We start from the raw sequence: 18876 nt of genomic DNA on the forward strand, positions 1-18876 counted from the left end.
CATATGCGATGTGCGCCGGATACGCCAGCGGGCAGACTGGCCGCCCGGCCTGTGGCCGCCCCCCGCGGCAACAGGGGCGGCGCCCGGAGGCGGCATGGGCCGGGTCCGACACGACCGGCGGGGGGAAGGCCGCTTGGACCGAAGGGCGCCAGCCCTCTCGGCAGGATCGCGCGGCGTGGCCTCGGCGGCCCCGCCTCAGGCCGCGTCATTGGCCCCGGCACTGGAATCGGCACAACTCCTGGCACAACACCCGGCCCAATGCCCGGTCCGGCGGGGCTTCACCCCTGCGCGCGGTGCGGCTATCAGGTGGGACATGACGGCAGCTTTCGCGGGCTTCGCGCTCGGCCTTTCCCTGATCCTCGCCATCGGTGCGCAGAACGCCTTTGTCCTGCGGCAGGGGCTGCGCCGCGCGCATGTGCTCGCCGTCTGCCTGACCTGCGCGCTGTCGGATGCACTGCTGATCGCGGCGGGCGTGTCAGGCTTTGGCTGGCTGGTCGGGGCCGCGCCCTGGGTCGCGCCGCTCTGCCGCTGGCTGGGGGCCGCGTTCCTGATCGTTTACGGCGGGATGAGCCTTTGGCGGGCGCTCAAGGTGCAGGAGGCGCTCGACCCCGCGGCCGAGGGCGCCGGGTCGTTGCGGCGCGCGCTGCTGACCTGCCTCGCGCTGACCTGGCTGAACCCGCATGTCTATCTCGACACCGTGGTGCTGCTGGGATCCGTTGCCGCCGGGTGGGAGGGGCAGCGCCTGGCCTTCGGGCTGGGGGCGGTCACGGCCTCTTTCGTGTTCTTCTTCGCCTTGGGTTACGGCGCGCGGCTGCTGTCGCCGCTCTTCGCGCGCCCGATGGCGTGGCGGGTGCTGGACGCGCTGGTCGCGGTGGTGATGTGGGCCATCGCCTACGGGCTAGTCGTCGGCTGAGCCTCGCGGCCGAGGCGCGTCAGCAGCGATGCCGCGGTGATCCGCCCGACCAGCCGACCATCCTCGACCACCGCGATCTCGGCGCCAGGCCCATGGGCCACGATGTCCGAGACCGGCATCCGCGCCGGGACGCCGCCTGCAGGGGCCACGCCCTCGGCCGGTTCCATCACGTCGGCGGCGGTCAGCACGCCCAGCGGGTTCATATGCGCCACGAAATCCGCGACATAGGGGTTGGCGGGCGCGGCGAAGATGTCGCGCGGGGTGCCGTGCTGGACGATGCGCCCGCCCTCCATGATCGCGATCCGGTGGCCCAGCTTGAACGCCTCGTCCAGGTCGTGGCTGACGAAGACGATGGTGCGGCCCAGCCGCTGCTGCAGCTCGATCAATTCGTCCTGCAGGCGCGAACGGATCAGCGGGTCGAGCGCCGAAAAGGGCTCGTCCATCAGCAAAATGGGCGCCTCGGTCGCGAAGGCGCGGGCGAGGCCAACGCGCTGCTGCATGCCGCCCGAAAGCTCGGCCACCTTGGCGTCGGCGCGGTCGGCAAGACCCACGAGGTCCAGCTGCCGACGCACGCGGTCCTCGCGTTCGGAGCGGTCGATACCGCCAAGCTCCAGCCCCAGGCCCACGTTTTCGGCCACGCTGCGCCAGGGTAGCAGGCCGAACTGCTGGAACACCATCGCGATGCGGGTCAGCCGCAGCCGGCGCAATGTCTTGGTGTCGGCGCGGGTCACGCTTTCGGTATGGCCGTCGGTGGTGACCCGCACCTCGCCCCGCGTCACGTGGTTGAGACCGTTTACCGCGCGCAGAAGCGTCGACTTGCCCGATCCCGACAGGCCCATGAGCACCAGGATCTCGCCCGCGGGGACGTCGAGCGAGCAGTCGTGCACGCCGAGGATCTGGTCGGTGCGCTCGTGGATCTCGGCCCGCGTCAGGCCTTCGTCCATCAGCGGCAGGGCGGTCTCGGGGGCATCGCCGAAGACGATCGAGACCTTGTCGAACGAAACGGCGGGTTGGTTGTCACGGCTCATCGGCGCACCCTCAGCATACGGTCCAGCATGATCGCCACGACGACGATGACGAAGCCCGATTCAAAGCCCAACGCGGTGTTCACCTGGTTGAGCGCGCGGACCACGGGCACGCCCAGCCCGTCGGCGCCTACGAGCGCGGCGATCACCACCATCGACAGCGACAGCATGATCGTCTGGTTGAGCCCGGTCATGATCTGCGGCACCGCGTAGGGCAGTTCGACCTTCAGCAGAAGCTGGCGGTCGGTGGCGCCAAAGGCCCGCGCGGCCTCGACCAGCGCGACCGGGGTCGAGGAGATGCCCAGGTGCGTCAGCCGGATCGGTGCGGGCAGCACGAAGATCACTGTCGCCAGCAGCCCCGGCACCATGCCGATGCTGAACAGCGTCACCGCCGGGATCAGGTAGACGAAGGTCGGCAGCGTCTGCATCAGGTCGAGCACCGGAGCCACCGCGGCATAGAGCCTTGGCCGGTGGGCCACGGCGATGCCGATGGGGACGCCTAGCCCCATGCAGACGAGACAGGCCCAGAGCACAAGTGTCAGGCTTTCCGTGGTTTCCTCCCAGTAGCCCTGGTTCAGCACGAAGAGAAGGCCGAGAGCGACCAGCAGCGCGGTCTGCCACCGCCGTTGCAGGGCGTAGGCCAGCGCGGCGAAGAGCACGACCATAACCAGCGGCGGTGGCGATTGCAGGACCCAGAGAATCCAGTCGATCATCCGCTCCATCACGTCGTGCAGCCAGTCGAACAGCCACGCACCGTTGATCTCGAGCCAGCCGAAGACCTTGGCGGCGGCTTGGCCCACGGGGATCTTGTAGTCGGTGAGCCAGTTCATGTGTTCGCCACTCCATGCGACAAGCCGCCGGAAAGGTGCCGCAAGAAGACATGCGCACGCGAGGTTGGCCCGGGAGGTGTGTGCCGCCGAGCCGCCGCCCCTCGAGACGCCGCCCCTCGACACACGGGCCCCTGATAGACGCTCCCCCGATGGACGGCACCCCGATGGACGGGCCCAAGAGAGGCAGGCCCGCGGTGTCCGGGCCGCCGGGGTCCGGGTCCGTCAGGGACGGTATCGCGGGACACGGGCCCGCCACGGACAAGGGCGCCGGATGCGGTGCGGGGGGCTGTCGGGATCATCGGATCTCCTCAGGGTGGGTCAAGCGGCCAGCATGCCCGCGGGCCGGGATCGGGGCAACCGCCGATCCGGCCCCGGGGAGCCGCGGAGCGGTGCAGGGCATTGCCGCGAGGCTGGCCGCCGCGCGGCACAGGGGGCGGCCGGAATCGTCGCCGAGGCGGCCCAGACGGGGGTCCAGACGCTGCGTCATGCAGCGGCATCTGTTCGTCGTGCCGGTCCGGACCGCTGGTTCCGAATGCCCCATGGGGTCGGGCTGCTGCGCGGTCGTGGCCACGGGGCCGAGGCATGGGCGGACGCAGTGCGCCCACGCGGCGGGCGCGGGCCGAACGTCCCGGCCGGGGCCATGCCGCGGGGGGAAGGGGGCCGGGCCGGCCCCCTTCCGCGGCGTCTCAGAGGCCCAGATCGGCGCGCACGGCGGCGAGGCCAGGCTCGCCCGCCTCGGTGGTTACGCCGTCCAGCCAGGTGTCCAGAACCTGCGGGTTCTCGGTCAGCCAGGTGCGCGCGGCCTCGCCGGCCTCGGCGCCGTCGTCGAGGATCGCGCTCATGATCTCGTTCTCCATCTCCAGCGAGAATTCGAGGTTTCCGAGGAAGGTGCCGAGGTTCGGACATTCTTCGGAAAAGCCCGCCGTGGTGTTGGTGAAGACCGTCGCACCGCCCAGGTTGGGGCCGAAGACGTCGTCGCCGCCGGTCAGGTAGGTCAGGTCGTAGTTCGAATTCATCGGGTGCGGCTCCCATCCCAGGAACACCACCGGCTCGTCCCGCCGCGATGCGCGCGAGACCTGCGCCAACATTCCCTGTTCCGAGCTTTCGACGATGTCGAAATCGCCCAGGCCGAACTGGTCCTCGTCGATCATGCCCATGATCAGGCGGTTGCCGTCGTTGCCGGGCTCGATACCGTAGATTTCGCCGTCAAGCTCGTCGGCATGCTCGGCGATGTCGGCGAAATCGGCGATCCCCGCCTCGGCGCCCGCGGCATTGGTGGCCAGCGTGTACTTCGCGCCCTCGAGGTTCGGCCCGAGGATGTCGATGCTGCCCTCTTCGCGGTAGGGGGCGACGTCGGCCTCCATCGTGGGCATCCAGTTGCCTAGGAAGACGTCGATGTCGCCCGCGGCGAGCGAGGTCATGGTGACCGGAATCGACAGGACCTTGATCTCGGTCTCGTAGCCCAGGGCGTCCAGCACGGTGGTGGTGGCGGCGGTCGTCGCCGTGATGTCGGTCCAGCCGACGTCCGAGAAGGTCACCGTGTCGCAATCGGCCAGGGCGGGTCCCGCGGCAAGGCCCAGGGCAAGGGCGGAAATCGTGGTGCGCATCGTCATATGTCTTCATCTCCCGTGTTTGTTGATTGACGAGTCAATCAAATACCGTCTAGCACCACGAAGGTCACCCACTGTCGCAAGGTCCCCCCACGATGCCGAAGATCGGAATGGAGCCTATCAGGCGCGATGCCCTGGTGAAAGCGACGATCCACGAGATCGGCCGCCGCGGCTCGCTCGACGTCACGGTGGCGCAGATCGCGCGGCAGGCGGGCATGTCGACGGCGCTGGCACACCATTACTTCGGCGGAAAAGAGGCGATGTTCCTTGCCGCGATGCGCCATATCCTTACCGAATACGGCGCCGCGGTGCGCTCTGCGCTGGCGCGCGCCGAGGCGCCGCGCGCCCGGCTGGATGCCGTGCTGCGCGCCAGTTTCGAGGTCGGTAACTTCCGCAGCGAGGTCGTGGGCGCGTGGCTGCACCTATATGCCCGGGCGCAGCGGTCGGACCCGGCGGCGCGGCTGCTGCGGGTCTACCAGACGCGCCTGCGCTCGAACCTCGTGCATGATCTGCGCCCGCTGGCGGGGGGGCGGTCGGGGGAAATCGCCGATATCATCGGCGCACTGATCGACGGGGTCTACATCCGCGCCGCTTTGGGTGACACGATGACGGCCGAGACCGCGCATGCGCGCGTCTCGACCACACTCGACAGATTACTGGAGACGACATGAGCCGCCCGAACATCCTGATCCTGATGGTCGACCAGCTGAACGGCACGCTGTGGCCCGATGGCCCCGCCGCCTGGCTGCACGCGCCCAACCTGCGCCGCCTGGCCGAACGCTCGGCCCGGTTCTCGAATGCCTATACCGCGTCGCCGCTTTGCGCGCCGGGGCGGGCGTCGTTCATGTCGGGGCAGCTGCCGTCGCGCACCCGCGTCTACGACAACGCGGCCGAATTCCAAAGCTCGATCCCCACCTATGCCCACCACCTGCGCCGTGCGGGCTATCAGACGGCCCTGTCGGGCAAGATGCATTTCGTCGGCCCCGATCAGCTGCACGGGTTCGAGGAGCGTCTGACGACCGACATCTACCCCGCCGATTTCGGCTGGACCCCCGATTACCGCAAGCCGGGTGAGCGCATCGACTGGTGGTATCACAACATGGGGTCGGTGACCGGCGCGGGCGTGGCCGAGATTTCCAACCAGATGGAATACGACGACGAGGTCGCGCACCACGCCAAGGCCAAGCTTTACGATCTTGCGCGCGGAAAGGACGACCGTCCGTGGTGCCTGACCGTCAGTTTCACCCACCCGCACGACCCCTACGTCGCGCGGCGCAAGTACTGGGATCTTTACGAGGATTGCGCGCATCTGGCGCCTGAGACGCCGGCGCTGCCCTATGACGAGCAGGATCCGCACACCCAGCGCATCTTCGACGCCAATGACTGGCGCAAGTTCGACATCACCGAGGACGACGTCGCGCGGTCGCGGCGCGCCTATTTCGCCAACATCTCGTATCTCGACGACAAGATCGGCGAGATCCTCGATGTGCTGGAAACGACGCGGCAGGAAGCCGTGATCGCCTTCTGCTCGGATCACGGCGACATGCTGGGCGAACGCGGGCTGTGGTTCAAGATGTCGTTCTACGAAGGCTCGGCGCGGGTGCCGCTGATGATCTGCGCACCGGGGATCGAGCCGGGGCTGATCGAAGAGCCGGTGTCGACCATCGATCTCTGCCCGACGCTGTGCGATCTGGCCGGCGTGTCCATCGACGAGGTCGCGCCCTGGACCGACGGCGAAAGCCTGCTGCCGGTGGCCGCGGGCGGGCCGCGGCGCCAGCCGGTGGCGATGGAATACGCCGCCGAAGCCTCGATCACGCCGCTGGTGGCGCTGCGCCGGGGCCGGTGGAAATACACCAACTGCGCCGCGGACCCCGAGCAGCTGTTCGATCTCGAGGCCGATCCGGCCGAGCGTCGCAACCTGGCCGAGGATCCCGCGCATGCCGAGGTGCTGGAACAGTTCCGGGTCGAGGCCGCGACGCGTTGGGACCTGGAGCGTTTCGACGCCGAGGTGCGCGAAAGCCAGGCCCGCCGCTGGGTCGTCTACGAGGCGCTGCGCCAGGGCGGATACTATCCGTGGGACTACCAGCCGCTGCAAAAGGCCTCGGAGCGGTACATGCGCAACCACATGGACCTGAACGTGGTCGAGGAGAACCAGCGCTTTCCGCGCGGCGAGTGACGCCGCGCCGCCGTGCTATCCCCGCCGCCCGGGGGCCCCGAGAAGCCCCTGGGCGGCCCCAGACCCCCCGGACCGTCGCGGCGACAACGCCGTGCCCGGGGCCGCCGCCTCATCGACGAAAGGACCGCCCCCCATGGCACAAGACGCCCCCCGCCCCGACGCGACGCCCAAAGCCAGCCACTACGTGAACGGCGCCTATCGCGAGGATGAGGCGGGCGCGCCGATCCCGGTCGTCTACCCGGCGACGGGAGAGGAGCTGACGCGCGTCCATGCCGCGACGCCCGCGGTGATCGACGCGGCGCTGGCGGCGGCCGCCGCGGCGGGGCCGGTCTGGGCCGCGATGACGGGGGCAGAGCGCGGCCGCATCCTGCGCCGCGCCGCCGACATCCTGCGCGAGCGCAACCGCGAGCTTTCGACCCTCGAAACGCTCGACACCGGCAAGCCGCTGCAGGAGACGCTGGTCGCCGATGCCGCCAGCGGCGCGGATGCGCTGGAATATTTCGGTGGACTGGCCGCGGGGATCGCGGGGCAGCATTTCCAGCTGGCCGATGGCGACTGGGCCTACACGATCCGCGAACCGCTGGGCGTCTGCGTCGGCATCGGCGCGTGGAACTATCCCACCCAGATCGCCTGCTGGAAAGCCGCGCCGGCGCTGGCCTGCGGCAACACCATGGTCTTCAAGCCGTCCGAGACGACACCGCTTTGCGCGCTGAAGCTGGCCGAGATCCTGACCGAGGCGGGCGCCCCCCCGGGTGTCTTCAACGTCGTGCAGGGCATGGGAGAGGTCGGCGCGCAGCTGGTGGGCGACGATCGCGTGGCCAAGGTGTCGCTTACCGGATCCGTGCCCACGGGGCGGCGCGTCTACGCGGCGGCGGCCGAGGGGATGAAGCACGTGACGATGGAGCTGGGCGGCAAGTCCCCCATCCTCGTCTTCGCCGATGCCGATATCGACGACGCGGTGTCCGCGGCGATCAACGGCAACTTCTACTCCTCGGGTCAGATCTGTTCCAACGGCACCCGCGTGTTCGTGGAAGAGCCGGTGCGCGAAGAGTTCCTGGCCAAGCTCTCGGCCCGCCTGTCGGGCGTGGTGATGGGCGATCCGCTGGACGAGACGGTGAATTTCGGGCCGATGGTGTCCGAGCGGCAGATGCAGATCGTGCAAGGCTATATCGAGAAGGGCCGGGCCGAAGGCGCGCGGCTGGTCGCCGGTGGTGGCCGGGTCGATCGGGCGGGCTTCTATCTTGAACCCACCGTCTTTGCCGATGTCACCGACGACATGACCATCGCGCGCGAAGAGATCTTCGGTCCCGTCATGTCGGTCTTTTCCTTCGCGACCGAGGAAGAGGGGCTGGCCCGCGCCAACGCGACCGAGTTCGGTCTGTCGGCCGCGGTCTTCACCCGCGATCTGGCGCGCGGGCATCGCGTGGCGGCGGGCCTGCGGGCCGGGACCTGCTGGATCAACCAGTACAACCTGACGCCGATCGAGATGCCCTTTGGCGGTGTGAAGATGTCGGGCGTGGGGCGCGAGAATTCCCGCGCCGCGCTGGAGCATTATTCGCAGGAAAAGACGGTGTACGTGGGCATGGGGGCCGTCGATGCGCCGTTCTGACGCCCGCCTTGCGCAGGGCGAGGCCTGCCAAAAGGAGCGCTACCGCGCGTGCCCGCCAGGAAATCTCCGAGGCGACGCCCGGGGCCTGGCCGGCGCGGCTGGTGCAAGGGCAGGGTTGTCTGCCGAGAGGCGCCTGAAGGGCGGGTCCGCCCCTCAAGAGGCCATGTCGATTGTGGGAAGCCTCTGCGCCCCGCGTCAAGGACGCCTGCGGCGCCGCCAAGGGCGGTGGCTTGCGCCATCCTTGACCCGGGCCGCAGAGGCGGGCCCGGAGCGTCGGAGGGTGTGATGGAGGCGGATTACGTCATCGTCGGTGCCGGGTCGGCCGGCTGTGCCATGGCCTATCGGCTGAGCGAGGCAGGCGCTTCTGTCATCGTGGTCGAGCATGGCGGAACCGACGCGGGGCCGTTCATCCAGATGCCGGGCGCTCTGTCCTACCCGATGAACATGGCGCGCTATGACTGGGGCTATCACAGCGAGCCCGAGCCGCACCTGGGCGGGCGGCGGCTGGCCACCCCGCGTGGCAAGGTGATCGGCGGATCCTCGTCGATCAACGGGATGGTCTACGTGCGCGGTCATGCCCGCGATTTCGACCACTGGGCCGAAAGCGGCGCTGATGGCTGGGGCTATGCCGATGTCCTGCCCTATTTCAAGCGCATGGAGACGTGGCACGACGGCGGCCACGGAGGCGATCCCGATTGGCGCGGACGCACAGGGCCGCTGCATGTCAGCCGGGGGCGGCGCGACAACCCGCTGGTCGGCGCTTTTGTCGAGGCTGGCCGACAGGCAGGCTACGAGGTGTCCGACGACTATAACGGCGAGAAGCAGGAAGGCTTTGGCCCGATGGAGGCCACGATCTGGCGCGGGCGGCGCTGGTCGGCGGCGAATGCCTACCTGCGGCCCGCGCTGAAGCGCAAAAACTGCACGCTGGTGCGGGGCCTGGCGCGCAAGGTCGTGATCGAGGAAGGCCGCGCACGGGGCGTCGAGATCGAGCGCCGCGGCGGGGTCGAGGTGATCGCGGCGCGGCGCGAGGTGATCCTGGCCGCCTCGTCGATCAACTCGCCCAAACTGCTGATGCTGTCGGGCGTGGGCCCGGCGGAGGAGCTGCGGCGCCACGGGATCGCCGTGCTGGCCGACCGGCCCGGCGTGGGGGCGAACCTGCAGGACCATCTCGAGGTCTACATGCAGTATGCCGCGCGCCAGCCGATCACGCTTTACCGCTACTGGAATCTTCTGGGCAAGGCGCGGGTGGGTGCGCAGTGGCTGTTCACCGGGGCGGGGCCGGGCGCGTCGAACCAGTTCGAAAGCGCCGCCTTCATCCGGTCGCGCGCGGGGATCGAGTATCCCGACATCCAGTATCACTTCCTGCCGATCGCGGTGCGCTACGACGGGAAGGCTGCGGCCGAGGGGCACGGGTTCCAGGCCCATGTCGGGCCCATGCGGTCGCGGTCGCGCGGCAGCGTCACCCTGCGCTCGGCCGAGCCGGGTGACGCGCCGGTGATCCGTTTCAACTACATGAGCCATGACAGCGACTGGGAGGAGTTCCGCGCCTGCGTTCGCCTGACGCGCGAGATCTTTGCGCAAGACGCCTTTGCCCCCCATGTCCGGCACGAGATTCAGCCCGGCGCGGCCTGCGACAGCGATGACGAGATCGATGACTTCATCCGTGCCCACGCGGAGAGCGCCTATCATCCCTGCGGGACCGCCCGGATGGGGCGGCGCGACGATCCGATGGCCGTCGTGGACCCGCAGGCGCGGGTGATCGGGGTCGAGGGGCTGCGGCTTGCCGACAGCTCGGTCTTTCCGCGGATCACCAACGGCAACCTCAACGGTCCGTCGATCATGGTGGGCGAGAAGGCCGCCGACCACATCCTGGGGCGCGAGCCGCTCGCGCGCGCGAACGAGGTGCCGTGGATCCACCCCGCATGGCGGGTGGCGCAGCGCTGAGGCTGGAAACCGCGGAGCTGCGGCCCTATCTGGCGGGGATGGACAAGATGACCCCCGATCTTTCGCTCGCCCGCCGCGACGGGTTGCCCGACGCGCTGCGGGTGCTGACACGCGAACTTCCCCGCTCGGGCTGGGAAGCGCATCCCAACTTCGACGGCCTCGTCCGGTTCTGGATGCAGCGGCACATGATGTTCCGCGATCTTCTGGACAAGCTGCAGGGCGGGCAGAGGGCGCTGCTGGCCGGCGAGGTCGAGGGCAGGGCGCAGGCCCGCGAGACCCAGCGCTACGCGGGGTTCCTGCTGAACCAGCTGCATGGTCACCACCAGATCGAGGACATGCACTATTTTCCTGCGCTCACGGGGCTGGACCCGCGGCTGGAGGAGGGGTTCGCGCTGCTCGACGCCGATCACCACGCGCTGGACGGGCATATCCACGACATGGCCGAGACGACGAACCGTTTCCTGCAGTCGGTGGGTGGCGCGGACGAGCGTGAGACCGCCGGGCGGCTTGAAACCGCGCTGGACGGGTTCAACGGGTTTCTGACGCGGCATCTGGACGACGAGGAGGATCTTGTCGTTCCGGTGATCCTGAAATTCGCGCCGAACCTCTAGGTCCGGCGCGGGACGCGGAATCTAAGGCGCCGCGGCTCGGACGGCCCGCGGCTCAGGCTTCGACATGGTCCTTGAACCGGTCGAAGAAGGTATCCGTCATCGACCGCGCAAAGCCCGAAATCAGGCGGTTGCCCAGCTGCGCCAGCTTGCCGCCCACGGCGATGTCGGCGGTGTAGGACAGCTCGGTCCCCTCCGCGACCTCGGACAGGGTCAGGTCGGCGGATCCCTTGGCGAAGCCCGCGACGCCGCCCTTGCCTTCCCCGGCGAGGGTATAGCTTTCCAGCGGCGTGTTCTCGGTCAGCGTGACCTGGCCCTTGAAGGTCGCGCGCACGGGGCCGACCTTTTGCTTCACGACAGCCTCATAGCCGTCCTCGGCATTGCCCGTCAGCTCTTCGCACCCCGGGATGCAGGCCTTCAGCACCTCGGGATCGTTCAGCTTGGCCCAGACGGTTTCGCGGCTGGCCTGGATGGTGCGGGTGCCTGTCAGTTCCATTCGAAGTCCTCCCCTCGGTTCCCGGCGCAGAGCTACCCGGCTTCGGCTGAGGGGTAAAGCGTCATGCCCGACCGTGCAGCCGCGCCTCGCGACGGATTGTCAGCACGATGGCGACGATCGCCAGGACCGAGGTAATCGCCATGATCCACAAAAGCGGCGCGGCGCCCGAGCTGGGGTTGAGCAGGGTGCCCGCATAGGCCGACAGGATCGCGCCGCCGCCGATCATGAAGGCGCCCCCCAGACCGCTGGCCGTGCCGGCGAGGTGCGGCCGCACCGACAGCATGCCCGAGGTGGCGTTGGGCAGGACCAGTCCGTTGCCGAGGCCGACCAAGGTCATCAGCCCGAAGAAGCTGAGCGGGCTGTCCGCCCCGGCCAGCGTGATCGCCAGCGACACCGTCGTGCCGAGCGCCGTGCACAGCGTGCCCGACAGGACCATCGTGTTGATTCCAAGCCGCATGGAGAACTGGCCCGACAAAAAGTTGCCCAGCATGTAGCCCACGGCCGGGGCGCCGAAGAGGATGCCGAGCGCGGTGGGCGTCAGGTGAAAGATCGTCGCGCCGACAAAGGGTGCCCCGCCGACATAGGCAAAGAAGGCACCCGACGACAGCGCGCTGACGGCGCAGTAGCCCCAGAACCGCGGGCTGCGCAAAAGCTCGGGGTATTCACCGATCTGGTCGCGCAGGCTGATGTCGCGCGGCTGTGCGGTTTCGCCCATGTCGCGCCATGTCAGCCACAGCGCGCCGCACCCCAGTACGGCCAGAAGGGCGAAGGTGGCGCGCCAGCCGGCCAGCCCCTCGAGCACGCCGCCGATCGCCGGGGCGACCATCGGCGCCACCGACATGCCCATGGTGACGTACCCGATCATCGAGGCCGCCTGTTCCGCCGGCACCATGTCGCGCACGGCCGCCCGGCTGAGCGCGAGGCAGGCGATGACAACCGATTGCAGCACGCGGAAGCTCAGGAAGACCTCGACCGTCGGTGCCAAGATGCAGCCCAGTGTCGCCAGAACGAAGATCACCAGCGCCGCAAGGATCACGGGCCGTCGTCCGTAGCGGTCGGATATCGGCCCCAGGAGGATCTGAAGCACCGCGTTTCCCGCGAGGTACAACGCGACCGAAAGCTGTATGACACTGTAATCCGTGTCGAAATACTGCGCCATGCGGGGCAGGGAGGGCACGAAGATGTTCATCGCCAGGGCCGAAACCGAGGCGAGGATGATCAGCGTGGCGATATGCGGCGGCGTCGTGCGATCCAGAAACCGGGAGCGGGGGCGCGGCGGGGACAGGGCTTCAACCATTCACAAGACCTATTGCGTTGCCGCGGTGGCGTCCATGGCACACGTCCCGCGCGAAGAATGACCTTGGTCGGTCGCCCCACGTCGCGCTGGTCCGACCCGGGACGGAGACGGCGACATGCGCAATAACTCATCATGGGCCCTGTACGGGCGGCCGGATCTATTCGCCGGAGATGACGTTTCAGCTTCCCGGTGCGCGATACCTCCTACAGGGTCATCACCGGCCCCGACATCGTGACGACCGTCACGAACGTGATCGTCTCAGGGAGGCCGGCGCCGGTGCGACAGCCCATATCGTGGAAACCTCTGTATCGGACAGCGCCTTATAGGGAGGCAAAATAATATCAATGAGTTACGAGGTAAAATTGGAGAAGACGTTTAAGGCGGATGACGTGGGGTTCATCGACGATGTGATCCAACCTGCGTTGCTGCGCGGCATGCAGGTGCAGCAGCCGCGGAGGGATCACGACAACATGCCGCTTTAAGGTGCTCTGGAGCGACTGATCGGTTCGATCTTTCGCAGTTTTGCGCAAGCAGCGATTTGGTGAACGGCCGCTCCCCGAGGAAGGATTCGGAGGCGCTTGGCGGGAAACTGCCAAGTTGCCCGCTGCGACCGGCACATCGGTCCGTTGGTCGGCCATTTACTGTGAAAAATACCCTGTAATATCAATATACTAAGCTATATAATGCAGAAACTGCGCGACGTGATGCAGCCTTGCCACAACCGTCCCGATGCGCTTTGCCCCTGTATCATTGGATAACCGTGTAGGGTAATGTCGCTTCAGGTGAGCCCGGTCGGGCTCAGCCTTTGGACGAGGGGTCGAAGGGACGCACAGGCAGCCCGTCCGCCCTTCATACGCGCAACAGGAGTTAAGAGATGTCGAAGAGCATCAAAGCGATCATGGCGCTGGGTTTCATCGCCGTTGTGGCGGCTTGCGCCCAGGAGAAAGAAGAAGTCGTCTACGTGGACCCGGCTCCGCAGCCGATGGTTCAGCCCGAGCCCACGTACAACAAGTACTGATCTCGGGGCCGGACGGGCCTCCGGGCCCGTCCGCCTTCCCGGGCGCGCCCGGGCCTTGTCCGTCCGGCCGGAGGACGTGATATGATAAAGCACCGCGGCTTTCCCGGCCGCCTTCCCGGCACTGATTTCAGCTTTACGCTTCGCCGTGCGAACCCCAAGGGGGCGACGCCGCTGATCCGGCGCGAACGTTTCCGCGACCGTCGCGCCGCCGACAAGCGCGCGGATGAAGGGTTCCTGCTCGCCTTGTGGGAGCAGTTCGGCGAAGAGCCTTTCGAACGTGGCAACCTGGATGGCGGGCGTCTGTCCTGGCTGTTCGGACGCGAAGTCATTCCCGCCGAAGATCCTTTTGATCCAGCCTCTTACGATGCGCTGTTGCGGTTGGATCCACAAGCGATCGCCGCAAGCTATCCGCACCTTTTCGACATCATCTGATGCCCGGTCGGACACATGGATCGATGTTCGGGAAGGGGCGCGCGGTAAATGCGTTTCGGCGGGCTTTCGCCCATGGCTAACAGGATTTGCCGCGCTATGTTTACCGCAACTCGGCACTCGCGCTAAGTGTCCGGGCTAATAAGAAGTCTACTACTGGAGGCCTTGAGCCATGCAATCGAAACTCTGGATTCTCTGCGGCCTGGCGGCATTCGGCCTGGCTGCCTGCGAAACTGACGCCTACGGCAACAGCCGCCTGACCCCCGACGCCCAGCGTGCCGGCATCGGCGCCGCTGTCGGTGCTGGCGCTGCCGCCGTGACGGACAACGACGTCGGCACCGGCGCGGTTCTCGGCGCTGGCGCCGGCGCGCTTTGCGACGACGTCGCCCCCGCGCTCTGCCGCCGCTAAGGCCTCCGGTTCCGGGCGTCACGGCATTTGGGCGTGACGCCACCGGTTGAAATTGAACGCCACCCGGACCGTAATCCGGGTGGCGTTTTCGTTCGGCCCCTCGCCATGTCTTGACGAGCGACGGAGGGCGGGGGCCATATTTGACAAGATCCTGATCGTGCACGGCAGCGACATCGCCTGCCGCAGGATCTGGACGGCCCGGCCCAGGGACATCGCGACCGTTGCGATCCGTTCGCAGGCCGACGCCCGCGCCCTGCATGTCCCTCCGGCCAGTGAGGCCGTTGCCATCGGCGCCGAGAACGCGGCACATATTGGGCTGGCGATCCACGCCATCCTGGCAACTGCGTCAGGCAGTGGCGTAGGGCATGCATTCGGGTTATGGTCTTCTGTCCGAAGCTTTCGATTTCGCCGACGCCGTTCGGAGTGTCGACGGCATCGGCCATCGGAAGCGTTTCGCACATCGGCCATCGAAGCGGCTGCGAGTTTCGGAGACGATCGCATCATCCTTAAGCGGTACGTCACCCATCCGCGGCGTACCGAGACACAGACTGTGGCGGATGAGCATGGCGCATGCGTTCACCCTGGGTAGCCGGAATCTTCGATCCAGCGGCGCAATCAGGACGCGGTCGAGGAGGCGCCGTCACCCTTTTTCAATCCCGGAGCCCCTTCCCGAACGAGGGTACAGGCATGTGACCTGAACCGGGCCGCGGGCTATGTCTCGGCCGGAATGGGCGAGCGTATCATCTATGAGGAAAACATTAAATTTCATATGGATGATCGATTTTCCTCGGGTAAAACATCCGGTGAGGGGACTGGTCATCGGTGTTGGTCTTGTCGCAGATATCATCCGCATCTCGGGGGCAGCCACTGCGTCTGGCGCAATCGGATGTCGATACCTCGGGCGGGGCCATCGAAAGCCGGGCTATTCCGAAGATCGCGTCCGCACTTTCCTTCCGCCGGCGCCTCGAACCTGCTTCTCTGCCTTGTTCCGGAGTTTCTGTCGCACCTCGGCGTGGCCGAAAGCGACCGTATCGAGGTGGGTCAGCGACTGTGCCCGGTGCAGGCGATGAAGATCGAGGCCCTGCTGCGTGCAGACGGCGCTGGTTAAGACAAGAGCGTCAAAGCCGCTCTCTGGGACAGCTTGGCCGACGACGTGGTGATCATGGAATTCCGCCACGGATTACGGACCATCTCAGTATTCCTCGTACCAGAAATAGCCGTTCCAAGATTCGCGTTGGCGCCTATCCGCCGGGGCGGTTTCCGTCCCGCATCTCGCGCTGGCGCTCGGGCATCTTGTCGATCGACCGGCCGATTTCGCGCACATGCCACGGGAAGGGCTTGCGCAGCTTGACGCCGCCATCCTTGCCCAGCAGCACCAGCGCAAAGCCCCTTGGCCTCAGGTCCTGCCGCAGGTCCGTGCGGGCGTCGGGGTCGGAATCGATCACCACCACCACGTCGCGGCGGACCAGTTCGCCGAATGCGTCCTCGATCAGACTGACCTGTTCCTCGAACGCGGGATCGACGGGGGTATCGGCAAAGACCACCAACGGTCGCGCCCGCCACAGGAAATCCTCGATCTCGACCTCTCCGGCATCGAAGATCTGCGCAGGCTCGGCCTGCCAGCGGGCCATTGCGTCAGGGTCGGCCGCGGCATCCGAAGAGGACGTGACCAACACCTCCGCCCCGAGCGGCATGGCGAAGGCGAGTGACAGGGTCAGGGACAGCATCTTGCGCATCGGTTCTCCTCTTCCATCCAATATAGGGGCGACGCGGCGCAAAACGAAGTGGTGACGGACAGGATGGGCGCGTGGCGTGCGCCGGCGCCGACCGAGCCGATGGGCCGCTATCCCAAAGACCTGATGCGTACCTTGCCGGGGAGAACGTCCTGCGGCCGGTCATTGCCCCCGAGGATGCGCGCGATCTTCCCCATATGGGCAACCTTCCGGGCGAGCCGCCATTCATGCGGGGCACGCGGGCGACGACATATGCCGGCCATCCCTGGACCATCCGCCGATATGTCGGCCTCTCGACGGCCGAGGACAGCAACACGTTCTACCTCCGGGCGCTTGTGGCCGGGCAGCACGCTGTGTCGGTCGCCTTCGATCTAACGCAACACCGCGGCTATGGCAGCGTCCATCCCAGGGTCGAGGCCGACGTGGGCAAGGCCGGCGTCGCCAGCGGTTCGGTCGAGGACATGGAGAACCTCCTCGTCGGCATTCAGCTGGATCGGGTCAGGGTGTGGAGGACACTGAATGGCGCAGTGATCCCCATACTGACGACATCACCGACTTCACCGCCGTCCGGATGCCGCGCTGCAACTCGATCTCGGTCTCGGGCTGCCACATGCAGAAGGCGGGCGCGACGCTGTTGCAGAAGCAGGCCTTCTCCCCGGCCGACGGCGGGGCCTACATGCAGCAGGCCATCGCCCGGGGGCGCGACATCAAGGCCTTTGCGCCGCGGCTGTTGGTCGCCTTCGCGGTGGGCATGAACCTCTCATGGCGCGCAATACCCAGCTGATCCTTCAGGAAGAAGCCGGGATGCCATGTCGCCGACCCGCTGGCGGGCGCCTACCACGGCGAGGCCCAGAGTGCCGAGCTGATCGCCCAGGCGCGCGACCTGATGGCAGAGGTCGACAGCCGTCGCGGCCTGACGCAGTGGGTGGCCAACGGGCCGAGGTGCGCCACCCTTGGCGACGTCCAGGGCACCGCCTATGACGGCGACACCGGCGTCGACGCGATGTGCGCCGAGGGTGCCGCCTTTGCCGAGGGTTAGGGGCGCCTCCCGCGGATGCTGGTGGTCAAGATGGGGCAGGAGCGCCACTACCGGGGCGCCATGATCATTGCCGCCGCCTGTGCCGGTATCGGCTGCGATGTCGATGTCGCGCCGCTACTCCAGACGTCGGAATAGGCCGCTCAGGACGCGCTCGACACCGATGCGCATATGTTGGGGTCTCGTCGCTGGCCGTGGGCGCCGGGCGCTCGCCGCCCGCCCTGTTTCCGGCTGCGGGCGGCGGGGGCCGAGGGTATCCTCGGCATCTGCGGCGGCGTCATCCCGCGGCAGGATCACGCCGTGCCGAGCGCCGCCCGGGTGGCCGCGATTTTCGGGCCGGGCACCAAGAACTCCCAGGCCGCGCGCGGCATCCTCGACCGGATCCGCAATCGCCGGGGGCTGGGGCGGGCTCGGGGGTAGGGCGACTCGCGCGAGTCGACCGCGGTCGCAAAGAAAAGGGGGCGCCGCAGCGCCCCCAGATCCGTTTCACATGGGGCTTGCCGGCGGGCGTTTCCCCGCAGCAGTCACTTCTCGGCCAGCGGATCCGTGCCGCCCGCGGATTCAGCGGTCTGAACGGGGGCGGGGCTGCCCGAATAGCGCAGGACCATATACCCCAGGATCGCCGACACCGCCGAGCCCGACAGGATGCCCAGCCGCACCTCGTTGACGTGCAACGCGTCGGGGAAGCTGAGCGACCCGATGAAGAGCGACATGGTAAAGCCGATCCCGGCGAGGCAGGCGATGCCGTAGATCTGCAGCCAGCTTGCGCCCTCGGGGCGGCGGATGCCGAAGAGCTTGACCAAAATCCAGCTGACCCCCAGCACGCCGATCTGCTTGCCCAGAACCAAGCCGCCCGCGACGCCCAGGGTGAGCGGGGCAAAGACCTGCTCCATGGTCAGCCCCTCGAGCACCACGCCAGCGTTGGCAAAGGCGAAGATCGGGACGATTACGTAGAAGACGTAGGGCGACAGAGCACCCTCGATCTTGTGCAGGGGCGAGCCGCCGCGAATGTCACGCAGCGGGATGCAGAACGCGGTCAGGACCCCGGCCAGCGTCGCGTGCACGCCGGATTTCAGCACGAAGACCCACATCACGATGCCCAGCAACAGCGTCGGAGCCACGCGGGGCGCGCCCTTCTGGTTCAGGTAGGCCATCAGCGCAAAGGGGATCAGCGCCAGCCACAGGTAGTCGATCTGCAGGTCGGCGGTGTAGAACAGCGCGATGATCAGGATGGCGCCAAGGTCATCGAGGATCGCCAGCGTCAGCAGAAAGACCTTGAGCGAGGCGGGAACCCGGCTGCCCACCAGCGCCAGCACACCAAGCGCAAAGGCGATGTCGGTCGCCGCGGGAATGGCCCAGCCGTGCACCGTGACCGGGTTGTCGTAGTTCAGCGCGAGGAAGATCAGCGCCGGCGCCACCATGCCGCCCACGGCGGCCATCCCGGGCAGGATCACGTCGGCGGGATTGCGCAGCCGCCCCTCGAGGATCTCGCGCTTGAGCTCGAGTCCGATGAGGAAGAAGAAGATCGCCATCAGGCCGTCGTTGATCCACAGGATCAGCGGTTTCTCGATGCCGTTGCCGTTGATCGTCACCCCCAGATAGGCGCCCAGGGTATCGTGATAGGCAGGCTCCAGCGCCGAGTTGGCGATGATCATCGCCAGAAGCGCTGCCCCCATCAGAAACAGCCCCCCCGAGGCTTCGTGTTTGAAGAAGCGGTCGAGCGCCTGAAGCAGCATTAATCCT

17 protein-coding genes and 2 pseudogenes are annotated in these 18876 nt (G+C 67.5%); 12 read left to right on the top strand and 7 right to left on the bottom strand.

From position 1 onward, the window contains the following. The first annotated feature begins 313 nt into the window (after positions 1-313). Positions 314-913, top strand: a complete 600-nt coding sequence (locus EKE94_RS01450) for a LysE/ArgO family amino acid transporter (protein ID WP_127904829.1) — start codon at positions 314-316, stop codon at positions 911-913. Here the strand turns inward: EKE94_RS01450 and choV are convergent. From choV to choX, 3 genes are all read right to left on the bottom strand, one after another. Further along, complete coding sequence (gene choV / locus EKE94_RS01455) at positions 892-1941, bottom strand: choline ABC transporter ATP-binding protein (protein ID WP_127904830.1); 1050 nt, start codon at positions 1939-1941, stop codon at positions 892-894. The genes EKE94_RS01450 and choV overlap by 22 nt on opposite strands. Further along, complete coding sequence (choW, locus tag EKE94_RS01460; RefSeq protein ID WP_127904831.1) at positions 1938-2768, bottom strand: choline ABC transporter permease subunit; 831 nt, start codon at positions 2766-2768, stop codon at positions 1938-1940. Before choW ends, choV begins: the two co-directional genes overlap by 4 nt. A 686-nt stretch (positions 2769-3454) precedes the next feature. Continuing rightward, complete coding sequence (choX, locus tag EKE94_RS01465; protein WP_127904832.1) at positions 3455-4381, bottom strand: choline ABC transporter substrate-binding protein; 927 nt, start codon at positions 4379-4381, stop codon at positions 3455-3457. Between the two features lie 92 nt (positions 4382-4473). Between choX and betI the strand changes: the two genes are divergently transcribed. The 5 genes from betI to EKE94_RS01490 all read left to right on the top strand — a co-directional run bounded on the left by betI (position 4474) and on the right by EKE94_RS01490 (position 10718). Further along, positions 4474-5049 (top strand): choline-binding transcriptional repressor BetI, encoded by a 576-nt coding sequence (gene betI / locus EKE94_RS01470; protein ID WP_127904833.1) that lies wholly within the window; start codon positions 4474-4476, stop codon positions 5047-5049. Further along, positions 5046-6554 carry a choline-sulfatase gene (gene betC, locus EKE94_RS01475; protein WP_127904834.1) on the top strand — a complete coding sequence of 503 codons (1509 nt, stop codon included), beginning with the start codon at positions 5046-5048 and terminating at the stop codon, positions 6552-6554. The genes betI and betC overlap by 4 nt, the downstream gene beginning before the upstream one ends. A gap of 133 nt (positions 6555-6687) precedes the next feature. After that, positions 6688-8163: a betaine-aldehyde dehydrogenase gene (gene betB / locus EKE94_RS01480; RefSeq protein ID WP_127904835.1), complete on the top strand. Its 1476-nt coding sequence runs from the start codon at positions 6688-6690 to the stop codon at positions 8161-8163. A 285-nt stretch (positions 8164-8448) separates the two neighbouring features. Continuing rightward, positions 8449-10107: a choline dehydrogenase gene (betA, locus tag EKE94_RS01485; RefSeq protein ID WP_127904836.1), complete on the top strand. Its 1659-nt coding sequence runs from the start codon at positions 8449-8451 to the stop codon at positions 10105-10107. Next, positions 10086-10718, top strand: coding sequence for a hemerythrin domain-containing protein (locus EKE94_RS01490; RefSeq protein WP_235855857.1), 633 nt, complete (start codon positions 10086-10088; stop codon positions 10716-10718). Before betA ends, EKE94_RS01490 begins: the two co-directional genes overlap by 22 nt. Positions 10719-10770: 52 nt before the next feature. Here EKE94_RS01490 and EKE94_RS01495 read toward each other — a convergent pair whose 3' ends face one another. Continuing rightward, positions 10771-11211 carry a CoxG family protein gene (locus tag EKE94_RS01495; RefSeq protein ID WP_127904837.1) on the bottom strand — a complete coding sequence of 147 codons (441 nt, stop codon included), beginning with the start codon at positions 11209-11211 and terminating at the stop codon, positions 10771-10773. A gap of 61 nt (positions 11212-11272) precedes the next feature. Further along, the gene (locus tag EKE94_RS01500; RefSeq protein WP_127904838.1) at positions 11273-12508 is read right to left on the bottom strand and encodes a multidrug effflux MFS transporter; all 1236 of its coding nucleotides are present in this window, start codon (positions 12506-12508) and stop codon (positions 11273-11275) included. A gap of 874 nt (positions 12509-13382) precedes the next feature. Between EKE94_RS01500 and EKE94_RS18520 the strand changes: the two genes are divergently transcribed. The 4 genes and pseudogenes from EKE94_RS18520 (at position 13383) to EKE94_RS19185 (ending at position 15472) form a co-directional block, all read left to right on the top strand. Continuing rightward, complete coding sequence (locus tag EKE94_RS18520) at positions 13383-13526, top strand: hypothetical protein (protein WP_164870780.1); 144 nt, start codon at positions 13383-13385, stop codon at positions 13524-13526. 81 nt (positions 13527-13607) lie between these two features. Next, positions 13608-13958: a hypothetical protein gene (locus EKE94_RS01505; RefSeq protein ID WP_127904839.1), complete on the top strand. Its 351-nt coding sequence runs from the start codon at positions 13608-13610 to the stop codon at positions 13956-13958. Positions 13959-14127: 169 nt separating this feature from the next. Continuing rightward, the gene (locus tag EKE94_RS01510) at positions 14128-14364 is read left to right on the top strand and encodes a hypothetical protein (protein WP_127904840.1); all 237 of its coding nucleotides are present in this window, start codon (positions 14128-14130) and stop codon (positions 14362-14364) included. Positions 14365-14443: 79 nt separating this feature from the next. Next, positions 14444-15472 (top strand): annotated as a pseudogene (locus tag EKE94_RS19185) (ATP-binding protein). A gap of 133 nt (positions 15473-15605) precedes the next feature. Here EKE94_RS19185 and EKE94_RS01525 read toward each other — a convergent pair. Beyond that, positions 15606-16100, bottom strand: a complete 495-nt coding sequence (locus EKE94_RS01525; protein WP_127904842.1) for a DUF4174 domain-containing protein — start codon at positions 16098-16100, stop codon at positions 15606-15608. Positions 16101-16294: 194 nt separating this feature from the next. Between EKE94_RS01525 and EKE94_RS01530 the strand changes: the two are divergent. Next, positions 16295-16881, top strand: a pseudogene (locus EKE94_RS01530) (methylmalonyl-CoA mutase family protein). A 102-nt stretch (positions 16882-16983) separates the two neighbouring features. Then, positions 16984-17136 carry a hypothetical protein gene (locus tag EKE94_RS18525; RefSeq protein WP_164870781.1) on the top strand — a complete coding sequence of 51 codons (153 nt, stop codon included), beginning with the start codon at positions 16984-16986 and terminating at the stop codon, positions 17134-17136. A 521-nt stretch (positions 17137-17657) separates the two neighbouring features. Here the strand turns inward: EKE94_RS18525 and nhaA are convergent. Beyond that, positions 17658-18869 carry a Na+/H+ antiporter NhaA gene (gene nhaA / locus EKE94_RS01535; RefSeq protein ID WP_127904843.1) on the bottom strand — a complete coding sequence of 404 codons (1212 nt, stop codon included), beginning with the start codon at positions 18867-18869 and terminating at the stop codon, positions 17658-17660. Positions 18870-18876: the final 7 nt, after the last annotated feature.

The organism is Mesobaculum littorinae (assembly GCF_004011175.1).
GTDB lineage: Bacteria > Pseudomonadota > Alphaproteobacteria > Rhodobacterales > Rhodobacteraceae > Tranquillimonas > Tranquillimonas littorinae.